The 25412-nt window shown below is 37.3% G+C and carries 24 protein-coding genes; 10 read left to right on the top strand and 14 right to left on the bottom strand.

Annotated elements, in window-relative coordinates; all coding sequences use genetic code 11:
• Window positions 1-9: 9 nt before the first annotated feature.
• On the bottom strand, window positions 10-654 hold the full coding sequence (locus tag BMW39_RS15645; protein ID WP_131474303.1) for an SMI1/KNR4 family protein: 645 nt from the start codon (window positions 652-654) through the stop codon (window positions 10-12).
• A gap of 472 nt (window positions 655-1126) precedes the next feature.
• Between BMW39_RS15645 and BMW39_RS15640 the strand changes: the two genes are divergently transcribed.
• The 3 genes from BMW39_RS15640 to BMW39_RS15630 all read left to right on the top strand — a co-directional run bounded on the left by BMW39_RS15640 (window position 1127) and on the right by BMW39_RS15630 (window position 3649).
• Window positions 1127-2308, top strand: a complete 1182-nt coding sequence (locus BMW39_RS15640; RefSeq protein WP_034974764.1) for an acyl-CoA dehydrogenase family protein — start codon at window positions 1127-1129, stop codon at window positions 2306-2308.
• Window positions 2309-2392: 84 nt separating this feature from the next.
• Window positions 2393-2962 (top strand): DUF1287 domain-containing protein, encoded by a 570-nt coding sequence (locus BMW39_RS15635; RefSeq protein ID WP_034974763.1) that lies wholly within the window; start codon window positions 2393-2395, stop codon window positions 2960-2962.
• Window positions 2963-2998: 36 nt separating this feature from the next.
• Window positions 2999-3649, top strand: a complete 651-nt coding sequence (locus BMW39_RS15630) for a peptidoglycan recognition protein family protein (RefSeq protein ID WP_034974762.1) — start codon at window positions 2999-3001, stop codon at window positions 3647-3649.
• A gap of 89 nt (window positions 3650-3738) precedes the next feature.
• Here BMW39_RS15630 and BMW39_RS15625 read toward each other — a convergent pair whose 3' ends face one another.
• From BMW39_RS15625 to BMW39_RS19670, 5 genes are all read right to left on the bottom strand, one after another.
• On the bottom strand, window positions 3739-6432 hold the full coding sequence (locus BMW39_RS15625; RefSeq protein WP_034974760.1) for a PD-(D/E)XK nuclease family protein: 2694 nt from the start codon (window positions 6430-6432) through the stop codon (window positions 3739-3741).
• Window positions 6433-6912: 480 nt separating this feature from the next.
• Window positions 6913-7332 carry a hypothetical protein gene (locus BMW39_RS15620; protein ID WP_034974897.1) on the bottom strand — a complete coding sequence of 140 codons (420 nt, stop codon included), beginning with the start codon at window positions 7330-7332 and terminating at the stop codon, window positions 6913-6915.
• A gap of 14 nt (window positions 7333-7346) precedes the next feature.
• Complete coding sequence (rsmG, locus tag BMW39_RS15615) at window positions 7347-7982, bottom strand: 16S rRNA (guanine(527)-N(7))-methyltransferase RsmG (RefSeq protein WP_034974758.1); 636 nt, start codon at window positions 7980-7982, stop codon at window positions 7347-7349.
• 86 nt (window positions 7983-8068) lie between these two features.
• Window positions 8069-11899 (bottom strand): Ig-like domain-containing protein, encoded by a 3831-nt coding sequence (locus BMW39_RS15610; protein WP_083391939.1) that lies wholly within the window; start codon window positions 11897-11899, stop codon window positions 8069-8071.
• 287 nt (window positions 11900-12186) lie between these two features.
• Window positions 12187-13434, bottom strand: coding sequence for a helix-turn-helix transcriptional regulator (locus BMW39_RS19670; RefSeq protein ID WP_311316405.1), 1248 nt, complete (start codon window positions 13432-13434; stop codon window positions 12187-12189).
• Between the two features lie 251 nt (window positions 13435-13685).
• Here BMW39_RS19670 and BMW39_RS15600 point away from each other — a divergent pair, with 251 nt between their 5' ends.
• Window positions 13686-14876 carry a pyridoxal phosphate-dependent aminotransferase gene (locus tag BMW39_RS15600; RefSeq protein ID WP_034974753.1) on the top strand — a complete coding sequence of 397 codons (1191 nt, stop codon included), beginning with the start codon at window positions 13686-13688 and terminating at the stop codon, window positions 14874-14876.
• A gap of 49 nt (window positions 14877-14925) precedes the next feature.
• On the opposite strand, the gene BMW39_RS15595 is transcribed toward BMW39_RS15600, so the two are convergent.
• Together BMW39_RS15595 and BMW39_RS15590 are read right to left on the bottom strand one after the other, a co-directional pair.
• Window positions 14926-15786, bottom strand: coding sequence for a hypothetical protein (locus BMW39_RS15595; RefSeq protein ID WP_034974751.1), 861 nt, complete (start codon window positions 15784-15786; stop codon window positions 14926-14928).
• Between the two features lie 11 nt (window positions 15787-15797).
• Window positions 15798-17252 carry an MBOAT family O-acyltransferase gene (locus tag BMW39_RS15590; protein ID WP_034974749.1) on the bottom strand — a complete coding sequence of 485 codons (1455 nt, stop codon included), beginning with the start codon at window positions 17250-17252 and terminating at the stop codon, window positions 15798-15800.
• A gap of 375 nt (window positions 17253-17627) precedes the next feature.
• Here BMW39_RS15590 and BMW39_RS15585 point away from each other — a divergent pair, with 375 nt between their 5' ends.
• From BMW39_RS15585 to BMW39_RS15565, 5 genes are all read left to right on the top strand, one after another.
• Window positions 17628-18260, top strand: coding sequence for a peroxiredoxin (locus BMW39_RS15585; RefSeq protein ID WP_034974748.1), 633 nt, complete (start codon window positions 17628-17630; stop codon window positions 18258-18260).
• 86 nt (window positions 18261-18346) lie between these two features.
• Window positions 18347-18658, top strand: a complete 312-nt coding sequence (locus BMW39_RS15580) for a thioredoxin family protein (protein ID WP_034967960.1) — start codon at window positions 18347-18349, stop codon at window positions 18656-18658.
• Window positions 18659-18718: 60 nt separating this feature from the next.
• A complete protein-coding gene (locus tag BMW39_RS15575; RefSeq protein ID WP_034967957.1) occupies window positions 18719-18967 on the top strand; it encodes a DUF6952 family protein in 249 nt (82 codons plus the stop codon).
• Window positions 18968-19046: 79 nt separating this feature from the next.
• Window positions 19047-20057, top strand: a complete 1011-nt coding sequence (locus tag BMW39_RS15570) for an adenosine deaminase (RefSeq protein WP_034974746.1) — start codon at window positions 19047-19049, stop codon at window positions 20055-20057.
• 2 nt (window positions 20058-20059) lie between these two features.
• A complete protein-coding gene (locus BMW39_RS15565; protein ID WP_034974745.1) occupies window positions 20060-20668 on the top strand; it encodes an HAD family hydrolase in 609 nt (202 codons plus the stop codon).
• On the opposite strand, the gene BMW39_RS15560 is transcribed toward BMW39_RS15565, so the two are convergent.
• From BMW39_RS15560 to BMW39_RS15535, 6 genes are read right to left on the bottom strand one after another with little or no spacing between them, the layout of a single operon-like run.
• On the bottom strand, window positions 20658-21104 hold the full coding sequence (locus tag BMW39_RS15560) for a GNAT family N-acetyltransferase (RefSeq protein WP_034974895.1): 447 nt from the start codon (window positions 21102-21104) through the stop codon (window positions 20658-20660). The genes BMW39_RS15565 and BMW39_RS15560 overlap by 11 nt on opposite strands.
• On the bottom strand, window positions 21101-21598 hold the full coding sequence (locus BMW39_RS15555; RefSeq protein WP_051879891.1) for a thermonuclease family protein: 498 nt from the start codon (window positions 21596-21598) through the stop codon (window positions 21101-21103). Before BMW39_RS15555 ends, BMW39_RS15560 begins: the two co-directional genes overlap by 4 nt.
• Before the next feature lie 7 nt (window positions 21599-21605).
• Window positions 21606-22199, bottom strand: a complete 594-nt coding sequence (locus BMW39_RS15550) for a Crp/Fnr family transcriptional regulator (protein WP_034974742.1) — start codon at window positions 22197-22199, stop codon at window positions 21606-21608.
• A gap of 31 nt (window positions 22200-22230) precedes the next feature.
• Window positions 22231-22605 (bottom strand): bacillithiol system redox-active protein YtxJ, encoded by a 375-nt coding sequence (gene ytxJ / locus BMW39_RS15545; protein ID WP_034974740.1) that lies wholly within the window; start codon window positions 22603-22605, stop codon window positions 22231-22233.
• 52 nt (window positions 22606-22657) lie between these two features.
• Window positions 22658-23350 carry a ZIP family metal transporter gene (locus BMW39_RS15540; RefSeq protein WP_034974893.1) on the bottom strand — a complete coding sequence of 231 codons (693 nt, stop codon included), beginning with the start codon at window positions 23348-23350 and terminating at the stop codon, window positions 22658-22660.
• A gap of 8 nt (window positions 23351-23358) precedes the next feature.
• Window positions 23359-24138, bottom strand: a complete 780-nt coding sequence (locus tag BMW39_RS15535; protein WP_051879890.1) for an SAM-dependent methyltransferase — start codon at window positions 24136-24138, stop codon at window positions 23359-23361.
• A 102-nt stretch (window positions 24139-24240) separates the two neighbouring features.
• Here BMW39_RS15535 and BMW39_RS15530 point away from each other — a divergent pair, with 102 nt between their 5' ends.
• Window positions 24241-25410 (top strand): THUMP domain-containing class I SAM-dependent RNA methyltransferase, encoded by a 1170-nt coding sequence (locus tag BMW39_RS15530; protein WP_034974738.1) that lies wholly within the window; start codon window positions 24241-24243, stop codon window positions 25408-25410.
• Window positions 25411-25412: the final 2 nt, after the last annotated feature.

Here is a 25412-nt window from a genome sequence, read left to right as displayed (position 1 = left end):
GTGCGAGCGTTAATTATTTCTAGTAAATAATCTCAATAACTTGAACATAAAAGACTTTTCTTCAAATTTATTTTTTTCGTTAACATCATTTCTTACTATTAATTGTTGTGCAGTTTTTTTTGCATTTTCCATAGCGCGCAAATAATACTCCATTTCAGAATCGAAATATAAATTTATTAATGCTCCAAAATTTAATTTATTTTGATTCTTGTCTAAAAAAGGCTGAATTGAAAAATCGTCACTTTCTCTGTTATTATCTCTGTACCAAATATGTCCGTAATCATCTCCATTGGCTACTAAAAATATCATCCCGCCAGCGTGACTTAATTCAACTACTTCAAGAAGCCCATTGTAAATTTCACTTTCAATTTCGGGATTAAATGGTTTAGAAACATCTCCCCAAGTTGAAGCTGTCAACTCGAGAAAATAATCATTATTAAGTTCAAATTCTCCATTTCCAATTTTTAATATAAATTCTTTATAATCATCTGGAATAACGATTCCATATCTATTTTCGAAACTCTTTAGAGCTTCAAATTCTATCGGAGGATTTGGATTAAACTTTCCAAAAGGAATTAATTCTTTATAAAGTTTGATTTTGTTTTTTAAAGATTCTATAAATGTCATTGTACAAAGTTCTAATTTCTGAGTCATAAAAATAACATTAGTCCCAACAACGTCAATAACAACCGCCACCACCCAGGTCAGAACTGGTTAAAGCTGGTTGGTCAAGTGGTCACAACCCGTTCCGAACCACCTATGACCACTTCACCAACTGGTTGCAGGTGGTTACCCAAGTGGTTTCGGGCGGTCCTTGACCACCCAAAGGCGGTTGGTTAAGGGGCTATGACCATTTAAGAACCAGCTTAAGGGTGGTTCCGAACCAGCTGCGACCATTTTAAAACCGGGTAAAGGGTGGTTCGGAACCGGGGGGACCCCCCTCCTGAACCACCCCCCCCCCCTCAGAATTTTGCATTTATAAGAATGATGAGTATTGATGCGCATTGTAACAATTTATTCCGAAGTTGTAAATGAGAACAATGCAAAAAATCAAAAAATGAATTATTTGTGAACAAAATTTTTTGGTAATTCAGGAAAAGCTTTATTTTTAGGCAAAACAAAAACAATGTCATACTATCCACTCACCAGCATACCCGATTATTACTCCATAGACAGCCTATTGACCGAAGAACACAAGCTTATCCGAGAATCTGTACGCAGCTGGGTCGAAAGTTTTGTGATGCCTAAAATAGATGAGGCAGCACAAGAACACACTGATATTCCGGGGTTGATGAAGGAATTGGGTAACATTGGAGCTTTGGGACCTTACATTCCCGAGGAGTATGGCGGTCCGGGATTGGACCAGATTTCCTATGGTCTAATAATGCAGGAGTTGGAAAGAGGCGATTCGGCAGTTCGTTCGGCGGCTTCTGTACAATCTTCATTAGTGATGTTCCCTATTTTTGAATTTGGTTCTGAAGAACAAAAAAAGAAATATCTACCAAAATTGGCATCAGGCGATTTGATCGGCTGTTTCGGTTTGACGGAGCCAAATCACGGTTCTGACCCATCCTCAATGGAATCGAAATTCACAGACCAGGGCGATCATTATCTTTTGAATGGTGCTAAAATGTGGATCACAAATTCTCCAATTGCCGACATCGCAGTGATCTGGGCAAAAGGCGAAGACGGAAAAGTCCGAGGAATGATCCTGGAACGCGGAATGGAAGGCTTCACCACACCAACCACGCACAACAAATGGAGTTTGAGAGCTTCCAAAACGGGAGAATTGGTTTTCAACAATGTGAAAGTTCCAAAAGAAAATATGTTGCCGAATGTTGAAGGTTTGAAAGGACCACTTTCTTGCCTAAACTCAGCGAGGTATGGAATTTCGTGGGGCGTCATCGGCGCGGCAATCGACTGTTATTGCACAGCTGTACAATATTCCAAAGAGAGAAAACAATTTGGAAAACCAATTGGCGGATTCCAGCTTCAGCAAAAGAAATTAGCTGAATTTCTTACTGAAATCACGAAAGCACAATTGCTTTGTTTCCAGTTAGGCAATCTGAAAAATGCACATAAAGCTTCGCCTGCACAAATCTCGATGGCAAAAAGAAACAACGTGAAAATGGCGATCGACATTGCCAGAGAATCCCGTCAAATGCTTGGCGGAATGGGAATCATGGGTGAATTCCCGATGATGCGTCACGCCGCGAATCTGGAATCTGTGATTACTTATGAAGGAACGCACGACATTCATTTGCTGATTACAGGAATGGACATTACAGGCATCAATGCCTTTGGATAAGACCAAATCAATCTTATATATTTTTAACAAAAACCTGCGGAATAATTTCGTAGGTTTTTTCGTTCATAACTTATAAATATTCAAATGAGAAAATATCTTTTCCTATTTATTCTAATTTCGGGTCTAAGTTTTAGCCAAAACTTCTCTACCAAACTTTCTAATGCAGCGCTTGAGTTGACCAAAGATAAAGTGGTTTATGACCCTGCGTATTTTGTTTTGAAATATCCGAACGGCGATGTTCCCGCGGACAAAGGTGTCTGCACCGATGTTGTGATTCGTGCTTACCGAAAATTGGGAATTGATCTGCAAAGGGAAGTTCACGAAGATATGGTGAAGAACTTTTCAAAATATCCGAAAAAATGGGGATTGAAAAGAGCTGATTCAAATATCGATCATCGCAGAGTTCCAAACCTGCAGGTATTTTTTGCTAAATTTGGAAAGGTGAAACCAATCACGAACAATCCCAATGATTACGTTCCTGGCGACATCGTAACGTGGGATCTGCCAAAAAATCTGACACATATCGGAATTGTTGTTAACAAGAAATCACCTGACGGGAAACGTTATCTGATTGTCCACAATATTGGCGCTGGGCAGGTTTTGCAGGATTGTTTGTTTAGCTGGACGATTACGGGACACTATTTTTATCAGTGATAATCGATGAGTGATAATTGATATTTTAAAATACTTATGAATAAACTTTTTCAAATATTATTGTTGAGTTTTTGTTTCTTGGTTCAGGCTCAGAACATCAAAATTGTTCAAAAACCGATTGATTATTCTAAAGAAAAAGTTAAGTTGAGTTTGGAATATATGAAGGAACATCACGGTTTGGATCAGAAAACCCCGAAGATCACACCGAAGATCATCGTATTGCATTATACAGCTGGCGGAACGGTAGAATCCAATTTCAAATATTTTAACAATCTTCATCTTGAGAATCAACGATCGACTTTGAAAAAACAGAGTTCGCTCAATGTTTCTTCGCACTACATCATCGACAGAGACGGAACAATCTATCAATTGGTTGACCCAGAACTATTCGCCAGACACACGATTGGTTTGAACTATTGCGCCATCGGCGTCGAAAATATCGGGAGCAAAGCGCAACCTTTGACCGACAAACAAGTGGAAGCCAACGCAGAACTGGTAAGATTCTTAACCAAAAAATATCCGATTGAATACGTTATTGGACATTCTGAATATGGCATTTTCCGCAATTCAAAACTTTGGAAAGAATCTGACCCGAAATATTTCACAGGCAAAGCTGATCCAGGTGATGATTTTATGAAAAAGGTTAGAAGCAAATTGACGGATTTGAAGTTGAAAAGTAAGCCATAATTTAATTCTTTCTCTCGCAGATCAGGCAAATTTTGCAGATTAATCTTGCATCTGCTCTATCAGCAAAATCTGCGAGAGACTACCAATATTTACCAACTCACTTTCTCCTTTTCCTCAAACGGAACATCAGGATTCAAAATTTCTGCAATCAGATTTCTGATGGAATCTTCCACTTCAGAATCTTCAATATCAATGAAATTAAGATTTTGCGGACCATTATTCACTTCTGCGAAAGACCAGATTGCGGTTTCTACATTTTCTGGTTTAATGTTGAGTGAATTGGTGATGCAATATTTATAGATCGAAAGTTGCAAAGCTTGTTTGTAGTCGTCGTTAAAAAATAATTCCGGCAATTTCTCTTCTTTATTCTTTCCTAAACTAACAGTTAATTTTTTAGGTTTTGCGGTTTTATAATCAATCACTCGAGTCACTCCGTCCAAGCGGTCAATTCTGTCGATGAAACCGTAAAAACTGATTTTGTCGGTTCGGTTCTCATCAAGATAAAAATCACAATTGATCTCTTTTTCGAGGTCGATAATCGTTAACGCCGAGCCATTTTTCACCAATTCCAGATCGTACTCTACAATGTTTCGCACTACCCTTTTGGCGATTTCTTTGTGAATGAAATTCATTCCGCGTTCGTAGAATTCCGATTGGTGTTTTAATTTTTCAATAGCATCTTCTATTGATTCATCCACTTTTTGAAGTAAATCTTCTAAAACATTAATTGATAGAATTTTACCTTTGATTGGTTCGTGCAAAAACTGCAAAGCGTAATGCACCAAATTTCCATAATTTCTTTGAGAAAGTTCTTCCTCGATCTCGTTGGTTTCTCTCGTTTTTAGGATTTGATTGAGGTAAAAATCAATCGGATTATAAAGATAAGTCACAAGATGTGAAGCTGAAACGCGGTTTTTCCATTCGTTCAGAAGTTGCATTACGGCTTCATTCTTCTCGATTTTCATCAGTTCCTGCGAGATTGGTTCGGAAGTATTTTCGATGATGATATGTTCGATGTTGTGTGGACTTTCCATTTCCAATTGTGTGATAAAACGGCTTTTCTCACCTGTGTTGACGCCAGAACTCAAAGCGTTATAAAGCAGATGGACATTTTCTGAATTTTGAATTAATCTGTAAAAATGATAAGCGTAGATGCTGTCATTTTCAAGAAAAGTATTCAGACCGAAATTCTTGCGGACATCAAACGGAATGTAAGTATTCTGAGTATTTCCAAGTGGTAATTTTCCTTCGTTAACTGAAAGTAGAATGATATTTTTGAAGTTCAAAAGTCGAGTTTCCAAAAGTCCCATAATCTGAAATCCAGCTAATGGTTCTCCCACAAAATCTATGCTTTCTGTGTTTACCAATTGATTGATGAGCACTTCTAAAGTCTCAATTTTAATATCAATTTTATAAGGCAACAACTGATTTTTGATGACTTTGAAAACCTTTTCAAAATGCGCCACATTCTCGTACTGAATATCATCCAATTCTTTGAACTTCAATTCATAACAGAATTTAATTAATAAATCCAGGAAATTCTGAGTTGATTCCGGTTTTTGAAGAAGCTGGAAATAACTGAGTTTTCCGAGCAATTCTGCCAATAGATTTTTGGAAATATAAACAATGTTCCGTTCCTCGATCTTTGCAATGAAATCTTGAATGATCGCTCCATCGATCTCGTCATTTGGAAGTTCTTCCAAGATTGGTAAAACGTCGGCGTAATAATAGCTGGAAGATTTTTTCTCCTGCTGTTTTTGTAGGTAAAAAAGTTTCTTGATCGCGTTGCTGAATGATAAATTCTTCAAAGGAAAACCCATCGTAATGTTCACGCTTTCAACAGAAGTCAAGCTGTCCAAAACGGCTGGCAGAAGATTTTCATCCAACAAGACCAAAGCCGTTTCTGACAATTCTTCTTTCGGGATTTTCTTCAGAAGTTCTGGTAAAACCTTTGCCTGAACGATGTTTCCGGAGACTTCGTAAGTTTTGATATTTTTTGGTTGAGAGAATTGGTCATCGATCCAATTGAAATTTCTGTAAAGGTCGAATTCTTTCCACGTGATGGTTTCTCTTAGGAATTTTCCGGATTCCTGTCTTGCATCATCAATGTAATATTTGTCTGCCTGGAAGTAGGTTTCGGCCTTGTTCCATTGCAGTAATTTTCTGACGAGTTGCTCCTCAACTCTTGATAATGCGTTGAAACCACAAAAAACAAAGTGATTTTGAGTCGATTTAGCAAAAGCTTCTAATTTTGAAAATGCTTCCTGATAGATCATTCCGGAAGTGGCGATATTTTCTTTCCTTAGGTCTGATTTTAGAAGCGGAAGGAACTCGTTCATTTTTCGCCAGAAATTGAGATTTCTTTTTCTTGCATTGTCCTCATCGCCAAGGTCTTCACCCCAGTTTTTGATGCGTTCCTCGTCCAACATCCATTCGAGGATCTTTTGGTCGTTTTCTGAAAACTTCATCATATCGTCCCAATCTTTTTGCAAAGTTGGAAACCACTTGAGGAAGCCGGAAAAATCTTCGGAAGCATCAACTTTTTGATACGTTCGGTAAGCGAAAAGCCAAAGTGCGATTCCCTTGATCTCCAAATCTTCGGAAAGTTCTGCGATGAGTTCGTCAATCGTGACAAAGTTTGGCAAAAGGCCTTGGTATTGCTTTTCCTGCAAGATCCTTTTGATGAAAACCATTGGACGCTTTCCCGGTAAGACGATGTCCAACGCGGAAAGGTCTTTGTGATTTTCTAATAATTCTGAAATGATCCTGTGGAGAAACTGCATAAAAAAAGCCTTTTGAAGTAAAGGCTCAATTTAATTAATTTTCGTTGATTTTGAAAATATATTTGATGACTGCAGTGAATTTTAACGCAAAGGCGCAGTGATACTTTTTTAATTACTGAAAATATTTTTAGGTCGCAAAGGTCTTCGACAGACTCAGTAATGAAATGTACTGTTAATAATTATTTTTCAAATTCTAAAAACCCATTTTGTCATTCCGTAGGAATCTCAACCAATATTAAAATAAAGTATTTAGATTCCTACGGAATGACAAACTGACTGCTGATTTTTGATTTATGATTTATGATTTTAAAACGAAAGTTTCTTACTGTATCTGCATTTGTTTGGAAGACAAAACCCATAGCCCCGATTGCAGTGGAAATCCTTTTTTGCGTTTGCCGAAAGTTATATTTATAAGGAAATCGTCTTGCAAAAAAGATTGCAACGGAAAGCGGGATTAAGCTCCTTAAAATTATATCAATCCTACTCCACAACTACATTCTTCTCATAGTAAGTATTTGTTCCGGCGGTGTCTTTTCCGGTGTAGAATTTGAAGGTGTAAGTTCCTGTTTTCACGGGTTGGAAATTGATACGGCTTCCGTCTACGTAAGTGCCGTCCAGGCAAGCTTCGTTGGTTTTGAAAGCGAAGTTGGCGACGGTCCTAATGAAATCGCTGGTGTAGTTGTAATCGTAGCTGTAGATGCCCTCGCAACCGCGGGTGAAGGTGGAATAGACTTTGATTTCCTGCGTCACGCCCAAAGTCATCGTGTCCATCGGGATTTTGACGCTGTCTATTTTGGTGGCGAAAACCTCTTGAATCTGTGGATAATCATCATTGTCGTTGCAGGAAATTAGGCTTGCAAAAGACAGGGAAATCATTGATAAAATAAGTGCTTTCTTCATCATCGTTTCTTTTATTAATTATTGAAATTACCTTTTGATAGATATACGACTTTTTTGGTGTCAAAGAATTCTTCTTCGAAATAATTTTTGAGTTGGAAGATTTCGCATTTGATGCCTGCCAGTTCTTCGCCCAGATCTCCGCCTTTGAGATAAAGGACGCCATTGTGTTTTGGGTTGAATTGCTCTTTCTCGAATTTACCTCTCAGCCAAGTGAGGAAAACGGGCATTTGTGTAACCGCACGACTCACCACGAAATGGAATTTCTCTTTCAGTTGTTCCGCTCTCATATGATGCGCAGTGACGTTTTTCAAACCGAGACTTTCCGCAACGCCTTTTACAACAGTGATTTTTTTGCCGATGCTATCAACCAAAGTGAATTGCGCATTTGGGAAAAGAATCGCCAAAGGAACCCCCGGAAAACCGCCTCCTGTTCCGATGTCGAGAACTTTGGTGTTGTCTGCAAACTGCATCACTTTTGCAATTCCGAGAGAATGGAGAATGTGCTTTTCGTAGAGACTGTCCGTATCTTTTCTGGAGATGACGTTGATCTTCTCGTTCCAATCTTTGTACAATGTTTCGAGCTCGGCGAACTGGTCTTTTTGCTCGCTGGTGATATCGGGGAAATATTTTAAAACTAATTCTAATGACATAGAGCGAAATTATGATTTTAATAGTAGTTAAACAAAAAACCATCAAAATAATTTTGATGGTTTTGAAATTTCGAAGTTTTAATTTCCTACCTTAAAACTTTCTTGGTCATCGTTGTGTTTCTAGAATTCGCTTTTATGATGTACATGCCTTCTGACAGCTTCGTTTTGTCTATCAATACCTCTTTTTTTGTTTTTTTTGTACTGAAAATCAATCGTCCAACAGAATCGTAAACACTTACATTGTCCAAGTTTTCATCTGATCTTACTATGAAGTTCTGGTTGTCCTTATAGATCTGAATTCCTTTCTTAATCGAGTTATCTGTACCCAATGTCTCCAATGATCTGTAGATCACCTCAAATCGGTCCTCATATTGTCCTGCGTTGCTTGCGAAAACGTAAGGTCCAGAACTTAGATTGATCACTTTATTTAGATATCTATCTCTCAAATATATGGTTTGTTCGCTAGAGAAAATTCCATCCTTATCCGTAAGAGAAATCGTATAATTACCAGCGATAGAAGCTTTCATTCCCACTTTCACAGCATCATCTGGCGTGAAGTTTTCTTGTCTTCCTTGGATTCCCAGTTTTCGAGCGTCCAAAATACTCCAGAACGAATCACTTCCTATAGACATCAGTTCTGTATCCAGACCATTGTCATAATTGTTGGTAGCGTTGGCAACGTAGCCGATCAATATTTCATTGTTTATATCCTCAGGAGATTTGAATTCTAACCAAAATCTGTTTTTCTGACTAGCCTTATTATCAACACCTTTGTTGAAGAAATTGGCAGTGCTGGCAGTTCTCATATTATTTTTAAAGGTCAGCGGTTGGTCTTTTCCTGCGGCTTTTGTTTTCACGATGAATGCCTGTCCAACGGATGCATATCCATTTGGCTTTTTGCCATTGTACCCAAAATAAGTAGCAGATGTTCCGCCTACACCATTGTAGATCGCATAGTTGTTACCTGTGTAGTTGTTACCTTGCTGGGTTTGAGGCTGACCATCATTATTGGTCCAACAGTACGCTATTCCAAATATCTTTGAACTATTTTGGTTGAAAAGCTCATCAAGGTCAAGATTTGATGGATAAGGATTTCCAACCATATTGTAACCACGTCCAGAATTTGTATATTTCAATGTGTGCGAGTATTCACCGTTCTGTGGCACTCCAGCAAATTCAAATTTCGAAGGTGTCGACTCTGTTGTAATTGTTGTCGGAAAACTATTCTTGCCACGGATCGCATAACCTCTTGCTGGTTGGAATACGGAAGTGGAATTCAATGTGATCTCGTTAGCAATGCTGTTTACAAAATAATCATTTGACTCATTATAAACAAAAAATCTGTTCCAAGGTGTTCCTGTTCCTGTTGTTGTAGCCTGATTGTAACCATCAGAAAATTGATATAGATTCTGTCCACTTACTGGTGACGACCAATAATTATAACCCATTTGTGGTATCAGGGCTGTTTTTTTCACTGTAATATCGCCAGTATTCTGAGCTTCGTTGTTTTGCAGAAGATTTCCGTTGTCTTCTATGGTGAAGGCTGTTGCATTTGCTTTGTTGATGATCTTACCGTTCACCGTTACAGAGTTCTTCGCAGCGATCTTCAGACTAGCGCCAGAATTTATCGTCAGATCATTCGTTATTAAATTACCATCTATTGCTGTATCGTAACTTGTATTGATGATTGCGTTTCTGGTTGCAGAAGGCGCTCCATTGCTCCAACTTGGAGGTACTGTATTTTGCCAGATCGTATCAGCAGATGCATAGACCTTGTTGTAGGACACACCACGGATCTCGATTCCAGATGCACCAGTGTAATACTGGAAAACAAAATTGCTATTAGTTTTATACCAATATATTCTTACAAACAATTTTTCGTTGGCAGACAATTGAAGGTTTGGTTGAAAGTTGAAATCATAGGTTGTTTCCGCTTCATTGAATTTTCCAGAAGATAGAACACTCACCCCACTCGAAAAATCAGCAGTTTTGGAATATCTGATCTCATAATCGATCGCACCACTTCCTTTGAAACTGAATACCTTCGGTTCCAATACTTTAGAAGAACTGATATTATCAAGTTCGAACTGAAGATATTTTGATGTATTTATGTTAGCACTACTTTCCAAACCGGATGCGATAAAAACAGGTGTTGACCAAGTAGCTTTACTAAATGAAATACCAACTGCATTGATCTTGGTAGATGCTACAGAGCTATTGGTTGGCGTTGCAGAAAAGTCATCTTTGTCCCAACGAATTAGTGTTGATGATTGATTAGCGACAATGTTAATCTGGACAGTTGCAAGATTAGATTCACCTTTAGCATTTGTGATCTTGTACGTGAAAGTATCTGTTCCGATGAAATCCTTTGCAGGCAAGTAATTGATGGTGTTGTTCGAGTTGAGTGTGGCAACACCATGAGAAGGTTGCGAATTTATTTTTAATTGATCGATAGTGTTGCTATAATCATCATTGATCAGGACAGATACATTGACATCGTCGTTTGCAGTTGTGCTCGCAGAATCATCATAAGCTATTGGTGTAGATGAATTGTACTCCAAAATCCCATTGAAAGTTGGCCCTACCGAATTGTTAGGATGGAATTTGATCTGAAGCTCATCATTTGTAGAATAAGCATAGAACCTTAGATAAATGACCTGGCCTTCCGTAGCGATAGGTTTTGGGAAATTGGCGATTGAAAAAGTGGTCCAAACTGTACCAAGTAATGTTTCTGATAATACTTCCTTCGCGTCAGTAAATTCTTTGTCAAGGGAATATTCAGCTCTGATTTTTGAAGAATTTCCCTGCATTCTCATGACGATATTAAAATCGGATAGAGTCAATTTGTAGCCATTCTCCGGCTTGATGGAAAATTGAAGATACTTACTTTTATCAATGGTCAAAGACGTTGGCCAGCCACCAATTCGAAACATTTTTTGATTGATATTATTTTCCCAGTAATCTCCTGAAGTAAGATTCAAAGTGGATGTCAGCTTGTCTGATATGGCTTTGCTATTGTAAGGATTTGGATCAGCCTCTATTTTGTTCCATCTAACCAATGGTGAAGGCACATTATCTACAACTGTCAGAGAGACAATAGCTTCATTGGATTCTCCATTGGTGTTGCTCACCCTGTACTTAAAACTATCTGTACCCAAATATCCTATCGCTGGTTTGTAAGTAACATTTGTGGTCCCATTTTTGGTAATAGTCCCATGCGCTGGAGATTGTGTAATGTTGATATTGCTAAAACTTGTAGTCGAAACATCATTCAGCAAAATATCAAGATCACTATAGTTATTTTTGATTGCGGTAAAAGCATCATTTTTTGCTGTTGGAGGCATTGGGACGTCCGCTGTGACGGTTCCGATGATGTGAGGCGCAGCGCCCATATTGTCATTGGAGATATGGAAAGAATTGTTATTCCCGTCGTAGATGTACAATCTGATATACATTGTTTTTCCAGAACTGATAATTGGATTCACAAAATTACTGAGAGTCAAAGGTTTCCAACCAGCATTAGAAGCCACGAATTTGGTAAGTGTTTGTGGATTGCTAAAGTCAGCATTGCTACTGTATCGTACTTCTACTTGTTGATTTGGATGGTTTGCTCGGTATGTCAAATTAAAACTCGAAAGATTGATTTGATAACCCGTTTTTGGCGCAACCGTAAACTGAATATAATTGTTGGTTTCGATGGTTGCAGAAAGTGGAATATTTGAGATCTCGAAGAAACTCACACCCCAGTTCAGCGATGCAACACCGTATCCGGAAAAGTTACTGCCCGCAGTCATGTTGGCGGAAGTAGGTGCCGATGGAGTTAAATTATTTTGGTTCCATCTTACCAATTCTGTCTGCGCAGAAAAAAGATTTGCAATTAGAATTGCAAATAAAACATAGAAATTTTTTTTCATCATTTGTTGTTTTTAAAAATCAACATTGCAAATTTAAACAGTTGTTTAATTATCTTATCTTGACATTTGATAAGAAAATCTGTTTGTTAAAAAATTAAGATTTATATGAAAAAAGACGTTTTGAGTGTTCGAATCTTCAAAAAGTCCAATTGTATTCTGAATAATGAGTTGGCAATATTATTACAAATATTACAAAAAGAGACTACCCCTGAGGATAGTCTTTGGTGGAAAACGAAAAAACTATCCCTCGGGATAGTCTCTGTTCATGGGATGTTGTAGGTTTGTAAGGTTTAGTTTTCGCTTATTTTCTTAAATAAGTCCTTCCTATCCTTGATGTCCAAAATGCTATAAATATTCTTGATATGATATTTGACTGTGCTTTCTGTAATGAAGAGCTCATCTGCTATTTCTTTGTTAGAAAATCCTTGGGCCATCAACTTGAGAAGTTCGATTTGACGCTCGGTTAGTTTTTCAGAATTAAAAAACGATAATTCATTATTTACAATTTTTCCGTTGAAATGAGAATTTTGCGAATAAGAGTCTAAATGCTCTTTCATCTCTTTTATTTCAACTTTCATTCTCACTTTATCGTTTTTCAAACGTTTACTTCTCAAAAAAGAATAGATGATGAATGCTATCAAAACCATCGCTACAATAGTTGCGCCAATCTTTTCCCGGAAAACATCTTGGTGTTCCTCTTCTTGGTCTTTTTCAACGTAAGCTTTGTCGATGATATGCATTTCGGAGATTACGTTGCCTTGGTCTTCCAATTTTCTCAGCGAATCCAGCTTTATTCCCAGAAGATAAGCATCATTAAAAAGCTCATGCTCTTTGTAGATGCGCTCCATCTCTGCGGCCAAAAAAACTTTGTACTTCAGGATGCCACATTTATGCGAGATCTTCCAACCTTCATGGTACATCTTTTCCACAGCTTGGATGTCTTTTTTATGACTATACAGGTCCATCAGTTTGCAATAGACCACGGGCAGATTGCATTGATCTACTTTTTGAATGATGGCAAAGGACTCGGTGTATCTTTTTTCAGCCTCGTTGTATTGGTTTTCCTGTAGCAAAATGTAGCCTTCTTGCATTAGCAAATAAGCTTTGTTTTCCGGTAAAACATCCAGATAGTTCTTCTCTGCAATGCGCTTCATCACCTCGCGGCAACTCTCGAAGTCTTTGGTGTCGAAGTAAACGAATGCAAATTCGCACTCGATCCGCATGGTCAGCAGACTTTCTTTAGATGATTTTTTAGCAATCTTCTTGGACCTTTCGAGGTAATCGATGCACATGAGATAGTCATTCACACTGCGATACGTCGTGGCCATCAGGAAGAGCACATTGGCCTCTTGATTTTCGTTAAGTTCATTTGAAAGTAGAAGTTCTGACAGTTTCTTCTGGGAGATCAGGTGTTTTCCTTCCCTATTGTATGCGGTGATCTCATTTTCCAAAGAATCCATGTTGATGTCTTTAGCGTGTAGAGAGCTGACAAGTATCAAAAGTAATATCGTCAAGTAATGGGTAAAAATCTTATTCATTATTGCTTATGAAAGTTTCTTCAATATCTATTAATTTCTTAAAATAATATTATATTAAAAATTCCATTCGCAAAAATAACCAATTATTAAGATATATAATTGGGTAGAAATACTTATTTTTTTTAATTATAGCGATTCGACCTGTAAAAACCGTTTTGATGCAAAATATTCCTAAATAATCTGGGAAACAATCCATGCGTTTTAGATTAAAAAATTATATTTGTCATTAAATCTAATTATACAATAGTTTCATGAGTAAAATTTCGGACAGATTGAACAGACTGAGTTATTCTCAGACTTTCGTGATGAGCAACAAGGCGCGCGATATGAAGGCCGCAGGAATAGATGTGATCAGCTTGACTTTGGGAGAACCAGACTTCGATGTTCCCCAGAAGATCAAACAAGCTGCTTTTGATGCGATCAATGAGAACTACAGCCACTACTCTCCTGTTCCGGGATTTTTGGAATTAAGACAAGCCATAGCCGCAAAACTAAAAAGAGACAATGGATTGGACTACAAACCAAACCAGATCTGCGTTGCCAATGGCGCAAAACAGTCAATCATCAATGTTCTCTCGGCGATCGTGAATGATGGCGATGAAGTGATCCTACCTGCGCCATATTGGGTTAGTTATGATGAGATGGTAAAATTGGTTGGCGGAACTTCCGTTTTCATCGAGACTTCCATCGATACAGAATTTAAGTTTACGGCTGAGCAATTGGAAAAAGCCATTACACCGAAAACCAAAGTATTGCTTTACAGTTCGCCTTGTAATCCTTCCGGAAGTTATTATACGAGAGAAGAATTGGAAGCTATCGCGAATGTTGTTGCCAAATATCCGCATGTGACCATCATTTCAGATGAGATCTACGAGTTCATCAATTATGAAGGTGAACATGTTTCTATCGCTAGTTTTCCACAAGTTTATGAGCAAACCGCTGTGATCAACGGGATGAGCAAGGCTTTTGCAATGACAGGCTGGAGAATCGGTTATTCTGCCTGTCCGGAATGGCTGGCAAGTGCTTGTGACAAAGTTCAGGGTCAAATGACCAGTGGAGCCAATACCGTTGCACAAAGAGCGTCTATCACTGCGATGCAAATGGACCCATCAGAATTGCAATACATGATCACGGAATTTCACAAAAGACGTGACCTTGTTTTTGAATTGATGAAAGATATCAAAGGTTTCAAATGCAACCTGCCGAAAAGTGCTTTCTACTTCTTCCCAGACATCTCCTATTTCATCGGAAAAAATCTGAATGGAACCGAGATCAAAGATGCTGACGACTTCGCTATGTTCCTTTTGGAAAATGCACACGTTGGTTGTGTTGGCGGTGTAAGTTTCGGCAGTCCAGAATGTATCCGTTTTTCTTATGCAGCTTCGGAGGAAGACCTAAGAGAGGCGATGAAAAGAATTAAAGATTGTGTAGAAAAATTCTAATCTATCAATCCAAATCATATCAAAAACACCACTCAACCGTGGTGTTTTTTTATTTTAATAATTTTTCTACAAATGCCTCACCACCTTTTGGATTGAGATGATCCTGATCACCAAAATAGTCATCATTGTTGATGAAAGATAATTCATAATCTATGACCTTCAAACCATTGGAAAGGAATAATTGGTCGGCGCCATAATTTCTTTTGCCAACTATTTTCAGATAAGTTTCTGAAGCTGGAAATTTAATTCCTATCAATTCGATGCCATTGACTTTGCATAATTGGATGATTTCCAATAATGTCTTTTCTAATTTTTGACTTCTATTTTTTGTTGGAAATTGTCCTGCTACTCTTTCTTCTGACCTTTTGATCTGCTCTTTTTTCGAAAGCTTGCTCCAGATGATATCATTTGAAACATCTTTTTTTCCAACTACAAGATTTTCAACTTTTTGCTCCAGATAGTTTCTGAATAATGGATTGACCTTCAATTGAAGAATTGGAGAGTAATATTTCAAATACTTCTCTTTGATGTAATTAGGCGTAATTTCGGAAGTGTAGATGATGCTTTTATCGGTGTTGTTATTCGCATCTCTGTAAGGACTCAGCGTATGACCATCGACCGTGATGTAGATCGTTTTTACCTTGTAACGATTTTCTATCAGATAATTGATCTTCCTCTTAATATCAAAATAAGAATCACTGTTTGAAGAGAAATTATAAACCTCAAATTTCTCAGCAAATTGATCAAGAGGCATTCCATGTGAGTCCGCCATGATGAATGAGTGATATTTTTTATTGGGAAACTCTTTGTAACCTTTGTAATAATTATCATTGGCAAACACAAACACGACTGCATTGAACAAGAATACGATCATCAAAAAAATAAAGAGATTAGAAATAAACTTTTTCATATCTGATATCTTTAAAATTGAAAATAGATGAACTCTACGGTTTCTCCAAAATTGCCATAAAAATAGATCACCAAAAGAATGATCGCGTAACTAAGCCATCGCGTGGATTTTGAATTGATTCTCTTCATCCCTTCCAAAGCATATTGGCTCTCACGACCTTGCCATTCGATCAATAAAAATAATAGGATCAGTACGAAAGTGGTCCAAGCATTTTCCATTCCCTCAAATTTGGGATAGCTGAAGATCGAAGGTTGGAGGATTCCATTAATATAACTGATTGCATGACCAATATTTTCTGCCCGGAAAAATATCCATGCGAATACGGTTAGAGAAAATGTAATTACAATCTGCAAAAATTCTTTCAAGGATGGAAACATTCTACCCTGCGCTACAATCTCCAAATTGTTCCGGTTGGTTTTCAAAATGATCGACGGTAATATAAATAAGGCGTGCAAAAATCCCCAAACGATAAATGTCCAATTCGCACCATGCCAGAATCCACTGACGAGAAAAATGATAAACGTATTCCGGATTCGCATCCAATTGCCGCCCTTGCTTCCACCTAATGGAATGTACAAATAATCTTTGAACCATGAGGAAAGCGATATATGCCATCGTCTCCAGAATTCGGCGATATCTCTAGAGAAATATGGGAATGAGAAGTTCCGTAAGAGTTCGATTCCAAATAATCTTGCTGTTCCCAAAGCAATATCTGAGTAACCAGAAAAGTCTCCATAGATCTGAAAAGTAAAGAATAAAGCACCTAGAACTAGCGTACTTCCATTCATATCTGCAGAATTGTTGAAAATGTAATTGGCATATTCTGCACAGTTATCGGCGATCACAATTTTTTTGAAAAGTCCCCAAAGTATCTGTCTCAATCCATCTACAGCTTTTGAATAATCGAAGGTTCTTTGTTTTTTGATTTGAGGAATAAGATGAGTCGCTCGCTCAATGGGACCTGCAACTAGAAGTGGAAAAAAGCTTACAAAAACGGCATAATCTACAAAGTTCCGCTCTGCTTTTATTCTATTTTTATAAATGTCAATGACATACGAAAGACCATGAAAAGTGTAAAATGAAATTCCAACGGGCAAAATAATATTCAACATCAATGGACTTACTTTCCATCCAAAATGAGAAACACTTTCTGCAAAAGATTCTGCAAAGAAATTATAATATTTAAAAACGCCTAAAAATCCAAGGTTGATAATTATGCTCAACCAAAACCATATTTTTCGATGTTTTTGATCTTGTGAATCCTCCATCTTCAGACCAGTAAAGTAATCGAGCAATGTCGAAAACAACAGCAGAAACATAAATCGCCAATCCCAACACGCATAGAAGAAATAGCTGGAAATCAGCAGTAATGCATTTTGAAGCTTGAGATTTCTGTTGGTGAAAAACCAATACAGAATAAATACAATTGGAAGGAAAACCGCAAAATTGAGAGAATTAAAAAGCATTCTTTTGATTCAGTGTTTTCAAATGTAGTTCGCTCATCGTGTTTTTTTAGCTTATGCTTTTCAATCGAGCGAAATTATTAAAAAAAATGCAAACATATCAAAGCGGAAGTAAGAATTTTCCATTTGAAATTTATCAGAAAAGTTTGACTCGAATAAATTTTTAGTTAATGATTTGTTTGAAATTTGATTGATAAATTTAAAGAATTTGGTAGTCAGTAAGTAACCTGGCGATTCAACATGTCGCAATTCCTTGATAACACCGTTAGTTTCCAGACTTTCATCTTGATAGATTTTATAAATCGATATTTAATATTCAATTCACAAAATCTTTGTAATTTCGCACTATCAAAAAATAACAATTAAAACTTAAATATTATGTCATTAGTAGGAAAATTATTCCCAAATGTAGCGATTGATGCAATGAGCGAAATGGGCGACGATCTTAAAATCAACGTTTTTGAAGAAGCAGTAAACAATCAGCAAAAAGTGATTTTGTTCTGGTATCCAAAAGATTTCACTTTTGTTTGTCCTACAGAATTGCACGCTTTCCAAGAGGCTTTACCAGAATTTCAAAAAAGAAATACAGTGATCATCGGTGCATCTTGCGATACAAATGAAGTACATTTCGCTTGGTTGAACACACCAAAAGACAACGGCGGAATCGAAGGTGTAACTTACCCGATCCTAGCTGACACACACAGACAATTGGCAAACATCCTTGGAATCGTAGATCAGGATTTAGATTACGATGAAGAAGGAAACGAGGTTTACACAGGTTCTAACGTAACTTACAGAGCTACTTATTTGATCGACGAAACTGGAAAGATCTTCCACGAGTCTGTAAACGATATGCCACTTGGAAGAAACGTTAAAGAATATCTTCGTTTGATCGACGCTTATTCTCACGTTCAAAAACACGGTGAAGTTTGTCCTGCAAACTGGGAAGAAGGGAAAGAAGCAATGAATGCCAACAGAACTGGTGTTGCAGAATACTTCAGCAAGAATTAATATAACAATGAAAAAATGTAACAGTTTAACAATAAATTGATTATTGGATAAATTGTAAACTGCTACATTGCTAAATTTATAAAATTATGTACATAGAACTTACAGAAGACAACTTGCAACAGATTGTAAGTGAGAATGATAAAGTGATGGTTCAGTATGGTGCAACGTGGTGTGGAAACTGCAGGATTATGAAACCAAAATTCAAAAAATTGGCTTCAGAAAATGACGAGATTCCTTTCTATTACGTAGATGCAGAGAAATTGCCAGAAAGCAGAAAGTTGGCGACAGTTGACAATTTGCCAACGTTTGCAGTGTTCGAAGGTGGCGCTTTGAAAAGCCAGGTTCAAACAAACAAAGCGGATAGTTTGACTACATTATTTTCAGAGATTAAGAATTAAAATTAAATCGTTTCTATTTTTTTTAATCATTTAATTTTTTTAATCCTTAAATCTAAAATAATGAAATTACCCATCATAAGACAGTTTTATCAAAACCAAACGCCAGAAAATCTGGAAGCGACTTTGGAAGTTTTGGAAAGTTTTTCAGAATTCCGAAATGTTTCTGAGGAAGATCTGAACGTTGCGGGAGAATTGATTACCAACATTTGCGGTGCGCTTGAAGTTCACGCAAACGTCAACAATGGAATGAGCGAAAAAGATGCGCTCAACTCATTTGCTCAAAAAGTAATGGGATCCATTGATAAATAAAAGTTAACTTTTATATGATATTGAGGCTTTAGAATCATTTCTAAAGCCTTTTTTATTAAATTTGAATAAATCAAAAACTATGAAGGATTTTATCAAAGCACTTCCAAAAGCTGAATTGCATTTGCATATCGAAGGAAGTTTCGAACCAGAGCTGATGTTCGAGATTGCCCAAAGAAACCAGATCGCGATTCCTTACAAAACCATCGACGAAGTCAAGAAAGCCTATCAATTCTCTTGTCTTCAGGATTTTCTTGATATTTATTACGCTGGAGCTGGCGTTCTGATCCACGAGCAGGATTTCTATGATCTGGCGATGGCCTATTATCAAAAATGTTATGAAAATAATGTGATTCACACCGAAATAATGTTTGATCCACAAACACATACAGAACGTGGAATTGCTTTTGAAACGGTGATCAACGGTTTGCAAAAAGCAAGAATCGATGCAAAGGAAAAGTGGGGAATCAATTCGTTATTCATCATGAGTTACCTGCGACATTTGTCCGAGGAATCGGCGTTTGAAACTTTGAAACAATCACTTCCTTATAAAGATCTTATCACAGCTGTAGGATTGGATTCTTCCGAAATGGGAAATCCGCCAAGCAAATTCAAAAATGTGTTTGAAGTGTCTGTCAAAGAAGGTTACATTCCCGTTGCCCACGCTGGCGAGGAAGGTCCAACTGAATATATTTGGGAAGCCATCGACGTTTTGAAAGTTGCAAGGATCGACCACGGAAACCGATGTTTGGAAGATGAAAATCTGGTTCAGGAAATCGTCAAACGAGATTTGGCTTTAACAGTTTGTCCGCTTTCCAATCTGGAATTGAGAAATACCGATGTGCTGACCAATCATCCTTTGAAAAAGCTTCTGGATAAAGGCATCAAAGCAACTGTGAACTCTGATGATCCTGCATATTTTGGTGGTTATATGAATGCGAATTTCGTAAAGGTTCAGGAAGCTTTAAATCTTTCAAAAGAAGAGATTGTAACATTGGTGAGAAATTCTTTCAACTATTCTTTTGCAACGGATGAGCAGAAGGAAATTTATTTAAAGAAAGTGAATGAAGTTGTTAATGAAATTAATAGTTAAAAATGAAAATTAAAAATATAATATTCGATTTCGGAGGTGTTGTGATGGATTGGGATCCGAGGTATTTTTTCAAAACCTATTTTAATGATGATGAGAAGATGGAATTTTTCCTCAAAAACATTGCGGTAGATGAATGGAATATCGAGCAAGACCGAGGCAGAACTTTGAAAGAAGGAACCGAATTTCTAATAGAAAAACATCCAGATTGGGAAACAGAGATCCGTGCATATTATGACAACTGGACCACCATGTTGAAAAGCGACATTCCAAAAAATGTTGAAGTCCTGAGAAAACTGGAAGGCAAATTTCATCTTTATGGATTGACGAATTGGTCTGAGGAAACGTTTCCTTACGCTTTGGAAAACTACGATTTCTTCAAAGTATTCGAAGGAAAGATCGTAGTTTCTGGAACAGAGAAACTCATCAAGCCAGATCCGGAAATCTTCCAAGTTTTATTGAATCGCTATAATCTGAAAGCTGAGGAATCGGTTTTCATTGATGACAATGCAAAAAATATTGCCACTGCGAAAAATCTAGGTTTTGCAACAATCCATATCAAACCGGAAACAGATCTGGGAGAAGAATTAAGAAACTTGGGAATCAATTTTTAAGGATCATCAAACTCCTTTTATGATTTTGGAAACCATAATGTTCATAGAGTTTTTTCGCTTTGTCATTATGGTTTTCGATTTCTAGAAGTACGACTTTAAAGTTCTTTTCAACCGAATAATCTTTAACAAATTCCAGCGCTTTTTTGCCTAATGATTTTCCCTGAAATTCTGGCTTGATGAACAACTCATCCAAAAACAAGATCTCACCACCAAATTCGAAGCTGAAATATTTTACAAGAATAATGTAGCCCGCAATTTGACCTTCGAAGAGGATTTTGAAGCAACCGCCATATTTTTCTTCATTAATGAATTTGGCGAAGTTTTCATTCGTCACTTTTTCATCAAAAGGATAAAGATCGATGGCGTAGAAATCCTTCATCATTTGAGACAACTCAGGGATATCTGTAGTTTTTGCTTTTAAAATTTCGTAGTTCATTTTTTCTTTTTTTCTCTCCAAAGCCAAGGTTCGATTGAATCTTTATTTTGCCAAAGTCCTACTCTATTTTTTCGGGCTTCAATTTCCAGTTTTGCATAAACCGGATCTTTGGAATATTTTGTGAAATGCCAAGCCATTCCCAGCTTTATCATTTCCTGATTCACGTTCTGCTTTTTATCATTGATGACAACTGCGATCAATCTTTTGTATCGGTCATATTTCTCACCTTTGATCGTTACAATTCTTCCGAAACAAAGATCTGACAAGGCGATTTTAGCATTATTTCCAAAAGCCTGCTTTCCTCTTTTCTCAGGACAATCGATGTGCGCCAAACGGATTTTTGTAGGAACATTATTGTAAAGAATTTCCATCGTATCACCATCCATGATTCCGATGACTTTTGCAGAAAATGTTTTGTTGGAAAGCTTTTCTGCGAGTTTAGTTTGCGAAAAGACCTGAACAGAAAGTAATATCAGAAAGAGAAAATATCGCATTGAGAAATTAGATCTCAAATTTTTTCTTTGCCAATTCTTTTCTTACTCTACTCAAACTTTCGGGCGTGATCCCGAGATAAGAAGCCACCATCCATTGTGGTGCTCTCAGCATTAGATTGGGATATTTTTTCAGAAAATCCATGTAACGTTCCTCGGCCGTTGTGCTGATCAACGCGTTGACACGATTTTGCAGACTCTTGATATGATTGAACATCAATCTTTGGTTTTTCTCTGCAACATCTGGGTAGATCTTGGACAGATTTTCAAAGAAACCTTCTTTCGTAATGATCACCGTACTTTCCTCGATAGCCTCTATGTAAAATCTGGATTTCTCGTTCAGCAATTGGCTTGTCGTATCAGAAATGATCCAGTTTTCCGGTGCAAATTGGATCACGTGTTCTTTCCCAGCTTTGTCGATAGAGTACATTCTCAACAGACCTTTTTCCACGAAAAAAGTAGAATCGGAAATCTCGCCTTCTCTTAGGATGATCTCGTTTTTCTTCACTTCTTTGATCTCGTAAAAAGTAGAGCAAACCTCAAGACTTGCAATAGGAACGCCTAATATTTGCGAAAGGTGGTTGCGGAAATTATGATATTCCATCTATGATTATGTTTGAATGTAATAGTTTTGATTAAATCTGATCCAGATCAATACTTTGGTGAGAAGCGTTATAAATTGCTTTTCCATTTTCCAAGGCGATCAGCTGCGGACTTTGATGTGTAACGTCGAAACGACTTTCAATTTCGTTGGAGATATCACGATTCACGATCAGATCCAAGAAATAATAAGTTTGCTCTTTATCAGAATTTTCCATCTGCTTTTCGAAAGACTTCAAAACCGTCTTGCTGATAAAACAGCGTGTCGAGTGTTTGAATATCAATACCTTTTGCTGAAATGAGCGTTCCACAGCGGCATCCAGATCTTTCATGGATTCCAGTTTTCTCCAAAGTGTTTTGGTTTGATCCTGCTCCTCTTTCTTTCCGAATATTTGGTCTAAAAATCCCATCAAATTAATTTGAGTAAAAATAAGATTTTCCCGTCAGAATAGAAAATGTTTTTTAGTGGTGATGAAAAAGGTGTCCGGTCAACGCCAATGCGACCCCAACCATCACAAGGATGATCTTCTGCCAATCCATCTTGTGATTCTTATTGCTCTCAAAAATGATAACGCTTGAAATATGTAAGAAAATACCGCCAACTACGGCCAGGAAATATACCTTCAGGTCTTCATCAAAATATCTTCCTAGCAGCATTCCCAATGGTGAAGCCAAAGCAAAGACAGAAACGATGACCCAAAATTTAGTAGAGAAATTCTTGCTGTGTGCCAAGAAACTTCCCAAGACAAAAGAAATTGGAATGTTATGAAAGAGGATTCCCAAAAGGTAAGGCGAAAATGTCTCCTTCTCGTGTGACAAAGGAATTCCCTCGATAAAAGCGTGAACGAACAATCCAGCGATTAACGCAATCGGAATGATCGAATGATCATCAGAATCATGATGAACGTGGCCGTGCTCAAAACCTTTGGTCAGATTTTCCAACAGCATTTGTATCAAAACACCAAGGATTACAAAAATCCCAATATTATGGCCGCCGGTTTCATAAACTTCTGGAAAAACCTCGTTGAGACAGATCGTGATCAGAAAACCTGCACTTAGAATGAGGAGATTCTTCGCAAACTGTTGCTTGCTTCCGAAATATTTTCCTAGAAAAACACCGACCAAAACGCTTAATATGAGTAGTAAAATTATTATCATAATCCTTAGTTTGAAGCTGGAAGTTGGAGGTTGGAAGTCTTTCCTCTTCCGCCTTGCGCCTTCTGACGTTTAAACAAATTAATACACCTTGGCGAACTCGATTCGTCAAAATCATTCAGCTGATAATCGCCCCATCTTTTGACCAATTCAAAACCAAATTCCTCAGCATATTGTAATATTTTTTCTGGTCGAGTCAATTTGACCCTTTCGAAAAAATGAAACTTTTTGCCTTGATCTTCAAAATCAATTTCCTTCATGATGTACTCGCCTTCGATATGTTTTTTGATATTAAAGATAATATGCTCTCTTTCTATAGAAGCTGTTGGCGTGATGACGCTTTTAACATATTCTGCATTAAGAAAATCGAGGACAAAATAGCCTTCGTCCTTCAAAACATCTGAAACAGAGCGAAACACACTTCTATCTTCCTCTTCCGTTTCGAAATAACCAAAACTGGTGAACAGATTGAAAACTGCATCCACAGGCTCACTTTTAATCTGATTTCTCATATCGTGAACCTGAAACTTCAAAGTCTCTGTCTCGAATTGTTTATCAAAATTGATACTTTGCTCAGAAAGGTCAAGTCCCAAAACATCATAACCTAACTTATTAAGGTAAATTGAATGTCTGCCTTTTCCGCAAGCAAGATCTATTATTTTTGAATTTTTCTCAATTTTTAAAAAGTCTGTCAAGAGATTCAGAAATTCTTCCGCTTCCTTGTAATCGTGATTTTTGTAAAGTATGTGATAATATGGCGTATCAAACCATTCTTCGAACCATTGCATTTTGCAAAAATAGTGAAAATTGGCGTGAGACAAATAGAATATAGATGATAGATTTTTCAAATCAATTATCATTTATCGATTATCATTCATTAATTTTGCAGAATGGATATAGAAAATCTTCAGATACAGGTCAAAACTTTTTTTGGATTAGAACAGATTTTGGCAGAAGAAATCAAGAAATTGGGAGGTAAAAATGTGGAAGTCAAAAACCGTGCAGTCACTTGCGAAGGCGATTTGGGTTTCCTTTACAAGCTCAATTATTCTTGCAGAACCGCCGTTAAGATCATCATTCCTATCATGGAATTCAAGGCTTATAATGAAAGTAAATATTATGATAAATTGTTCAAATTTGAATGGGACGAGTTTTTGGAACCAAACCAGACTTTTGCCATCGATGCGACTGTAAATTCTGAAAGATTCCACCATTCTCAGTTCATGACCTTGAAAATGAAAGACGCCATCGTCGATTATTTCCAAGATAAATATAAGATGAGACCGAGCGTCAACAAGGACCATCCGGACATCAAATTCCATCTTCATATCGATAGAGAATTAGTAACAATTTCTATCGATAGTTCTGGTGATCCACTTTTCAAACGTGGCTACAGAAAGGAACAAACCATTGCACCGATCAACGAAGTTTTGGCTTCAGGAATGTTGCAACTAGCAGGTTGGGACGGAAAAGGCAACTTTCTTGATCCGATGTGCGGTTCCGGAACATTATTGATCGAAGCAGCAATGATCGCCATGGATCTTCCAGCGCAGACTTTCAGAAGAAATTTCGGTTTCCAAAACTGGAAAAACTACGATGCAGAATTATTCAAAACCATCAAAGATGTGCGATTGAACCGTGTGAGAGAATTCACCGGGAAAATTGTAGGTTACGATATCGATTATGATGCTTTGGACATTGCGAGAGTCAATATTGAGGCTGCCGAAATGGAAGATGTCATCACACTTAGAAACAAAAACTTCTTCGAATCTGAGAAAGACCTATTCCCTTTGTTGATGGTTTTCAATCCGCCATATGACGAGAGAATTTCCATCAATGATGATGATTTCTACAAAAAAATCGGTGATACTTTCAAACAACATTATCCAAACACTTTGGCTTGGCTGATCTCTGCCGACCTTGATGCGCCAAAGAAAATCGGATTGAGACCATCAAGAAAAATCAAATTGTTCAATGGTAAATTGGAAACAAGATTCCTGCAATATGAAATGTATGATGGTTCTAAGAAAGGGAAATATATAAATAAGGAAGCGGAATAAAA

Source organism: Epilithonimonas lactis (assembly GCF_900110605.1).
GTDB lineage: Bacteria > Bacteroidota > Bacteroidia > Flavobacteriales > Weeksellaceae > Epilithonimonas > Epilithonimonas lactis.
This window is presented reverse-complemented; position numbering and strand designations above follow the sequence as displayed.

Coding starts and splice junctions, on each gene's coding strand:
- BMW39_RS15645 (WP_131474303.1), bottom strand. CDS start 654: ATGACTCAGAAATTAGAACTTTGTACAATGACATTTATAGAATCTTTA.
- BMW39_RS15640 (WP_034974764.1), top strand. CDS start 1,127: ATGTCATACTATCCACTCACCAGCATACCCGATTATTACTCCATAGAC.
- BMW39_RS15635 (WP_034974763.1), top strand. CDS start 2,393: ATGAGAAAATATCTTTTCCTATTTATTCTAATTTCGGGTCTAAGTTTT.
- BMW39_RS15630 (WP_034974762.1), top strand. CDS start 2,999: ATGAATAAACTTTTTCAAATATTATTGTTGAGTTTTTGTTTCTTGGTT.
- BMW39_RS15625 (WP_034974760.1), bottom strand. CDS start 6,432: ATGCAGTTTCTCCACAGGATCATTTCAGAATTATTAGAAAATCACAAA.
- BMW39_RS15620 (WP_034974897.1), bottom strand. CDS start 7,332: ATGAAGAAAGCACTTATTTTATCAATGATTTCCCTGTCTTTTGCAAGC.
- rsmG (WP_034974758.1), bottom strand. CDS start 7,982: ATGTCATTAGAATTAGTTTTAAAATATTTCCCCGATATCACCAGCGAG.
- BMW39_RS15610 (WP_083391939.1), bottom strand. CDS start 11,899: ATGATGAAAAAAAATTTCTATGTTTTATTTGCAATTCTAATTGCAAAT.
- BMW39_RS19670 (WP_311316405.1), bottom strand. CDS start 13,434: ATGAATAAGATTTTTACCCATTACTTGACGATATTACTTTTGATACTT.
- BMW39_RS15600 (WP_034974753.1), top strand. CDS start 13,686: ATGAGTAAAATTTCGGACAGATTGAACAGACTGAGTTATTCTCAGACT.
- BMW39_RS15595 (WP_034974751.1), bottom strand. CDS start 15,786: ATGAAAAAGTTTATTTCTAATCTCTTTATTTTTTTGATGATCGTATTC.
- BMW39_RS15590 (WP_034974749.1), bottom strand. CDS start 17,252: ATGCTTTTTAATTCTCTCAATTTTGCGGTTTTCCTTCCAATTGTATTT.
- BMW39_RS15585 (WP_034974748.1), top strand. CDS start 17,628: ATGTCATTAGTAGGAAAATTATTCCCAAATGTAGCGATTGATGCAATG.
- BMW39_RS15580 (WP_034967960.1), top strand. CDS start 18,347: ATGTACATAGAACTTACAGAAGACAACTTGCAACAGATTGTAAGTGAG.
- BMW39_RS15575 (WP_034967957.1), top strand. CDS start 18,719: ATGAAATTACCCATCATAAGACAGTTTTATCAAAACCAAACGCCAGAA.
- BMW39_RS15570 (WP_034974746.1), top strand. CDS start 19,047: ATGAAGGATTTTATCAAAGCACTTCCAAAAGCTGAATTGCATTTGCAT.
- BMW39_RS15565 (WP_034974745.1), top strand. CDS start 20,060: ATGAAAATTAAAAATATAATATTCGATTTCGGAGGTGTTGTGATGGAT.
- BMW39_RS15560 (WP_034974895.1), bottom strand. CDS start 21,104: ATGAACTACGAAATTTTAAAAGCAAAAACTACAGATATCCCTGAGTTG.
- BMW39_RS15555 (WP_051879891.1), bottom strand. CDS start 21,598: ATGCGATATTTTCTCTTTCTGATATTACTTTCTGTTCAGGTCTTTTCG.
- BMW39_RS15550 (WP_034974742.1), bottom strand. CDS start 22,199: ATGGAATATCATAATTTCCGCAACCACCTTTCGCAAATATTAGGCGTT.
- ytxJ (WP_034974740.1), bottom strand. CDS start 22,605: ATGGGATTTTTAGACCAAATATTCGGAAAGAAAGAGGAGCAGGATCAA.
- BMW39_RS15535 (WP_051879890.1), bottom strand. CDS start 24,138: ATGCAATGGTTCGAAGAATGGTTTGATACGCCATATTATCACATACTT.
- BMW39_RS15530 (WP_034974738.1), top strand. CDS start 24,241: ATGGATATAGAAAATCTTCAGATACAGGTCAAAACTTTTTTTGGATTA.